2 protein-coding genes and 1 pseudogene are annotated in these 1673 nt (G+C 33.6%); all 3 read right to left on the reverse strand.

What is annotated here, in order from left to right; translation table 11 throughout:
- A partial coding sequence (locus IGI96_RS19660; RefSeq protein WP_438785709.1) for a redoxin domain-containing protein occupies nucleotides 1-243 on the reverse strand: 243 nt, incomplete at its 3' end.
- Nucleotides 244-620: 377 nt separating this feature from the next.
- Nucleotides 621-839, reverse strand: a complete 219-nt coding sequence (locus tag IGI96_RS19665) for a hypothetical protein (RefSeq protein ID WP_438785449.1) — start codon at nucleotides 837-839, stop codon at nucleotides 621-623.
- Between the two features lie 426 nt (nucleotides 840-1265).
- Nucleotides 1266-1415: pseudogene (locus tag IGI96_RS19670) on the reverse strand (ArsR/SmtB family transcription factor); the annotation flags it as partial.
- Nucleotides 1416-1673: the final 258 nt, after the last annotated feature.

A 1673-nucleotide genomic window follows, 5' to 3' on the forward strand; every position in this document is an offset into this window, starting at 1 on the left:
CGCTTTATGGGTGTAGTGGGTATCCGTTGATACAGAATAAACTTCTGCGCCTAATTCTTTTAATGATGCATATTGGTCTTGCAAATCTTCAAGTTCTGTCGGACAAACAAATGAGAAATCTGCAGGATAAAAACAAACAACGTTCCATTTTCCTTTAAAATCTTCTGATGAAACATCGATAAATTTTCCATTGTGATAAGCTTTCGCTTCGAATAAACCAATCTCTTTTCCAATTAATGACATATCATTTCCTCCAATTAGAATAATTATTTGAGAATAATCTCTATTAATTATTTAGTATATTTAACTATGAAATGCAATAATTTATTCTGAAATAGTCAAAAAATGCAATCATCCTCAAAACTAAGCATATTTAACATAATTAGGCATTCATCACCCATCTATAGAGGATGTGCGACTTCTGCCTAGTTATGTGAAAAATCTCTTCTCTGATTCCCTACAGAGTTCCTATAAGAAAGCCTTTTTTCAGCCAATTGACATACCCTTTAGCTCCCCTACACTCTGTTTGAAAGCGTACTTCTCCCTGGCTTCCCCTTCCTCCGCTATTCTCCTTATATTAATTGGGTATTGCTGGAAACAATGCCCAATTAATATATTTATCAAATAATCCTTCCATCTCTTAATGTACCTTTTCGATGCGGTTTCTCCCATGTCCATCCTTGTTTTTTTAATTCTTTTTCAGATACAACCACACGTGCGAAAGAAGAAGCATTGCTTAAAATCACCGTATGCTCATTCAATCGTTCTACCTTTCCAGTAAATCGTTCTCCATGAACTGTTATAGCAGTAATTACTTGTCCAATACACAATGACTTCATATCATGTCCTCACTTTCTCATAAAATAATTTTTATCAAATACTTTTTTGTCTCTAGCATAAAAGAAGACTATAGTCATTTTCAATCATTTTTCCTGTCCATTCTTCCACCTCCCCTAATTCTTGAATAATCGCACTTAGAAAAGCAGCGGCTTTTCCTCCCCCATATTGTTTTTTTATCCTGCCTGTAAAGCAAACTCACTCAATAACTTACGTTCTCCTGAAATAGAGAGAAACTAAATAATCTTATTTCTTCTCCTTCTTTTTTAGTTTTTCTAAAGGAACCGATAAACTTCCCATACGTGGATTATAAACGCTCTATGCGGCTGGTTCATTTTATCCCTCCTTATAGTTCTAAAAATTTGTAGTCTTTTTTCACTGCTATTCCTCATGTTTATTTAACTTTCCTGTATATGTTCTAAAATTTGTTAACATATAGAACTGACGTGTCTATCACATAGAGGATGAACCATTTCTTTGCCTTCACGTGTGGATTTGACTAAATAATATTCTTTTAAAATCCTTAGTTGATGCGAAACACCTGATTGTGAAATACTTACATGAGAAACAATTTTAGAGACATTCGCTTGTTCTTGTTAAAATAAAAAAAGTCACTCGTGTTGGTCTACTCAAAACAGAAAAAATATCGCCTATTTTTTCTGTTATTCCTCTGAAATCATCATTCTCCTCCTCACATATTCACATATGTTCATTTATTTGATAAACTAATCGTATAAAAATCAATCTCAAAGAAAAAGGGAACGATTACATGGAGCATCATACACACGAAAATCACGTTGATTACGTGCATAATGGTTATGAAGATCATTGGGACC

This window comes from Enterococcus sp. DIV0421 (genome assembly GCF_051713745.1).
Taxonomy (GTDB): domain Bacteria; phylum Bacillota; class Bacilli; order Lactobacillales; family Enterococcaceae; genus Enterococcus_D; species Enterococcus_D casseliflavus.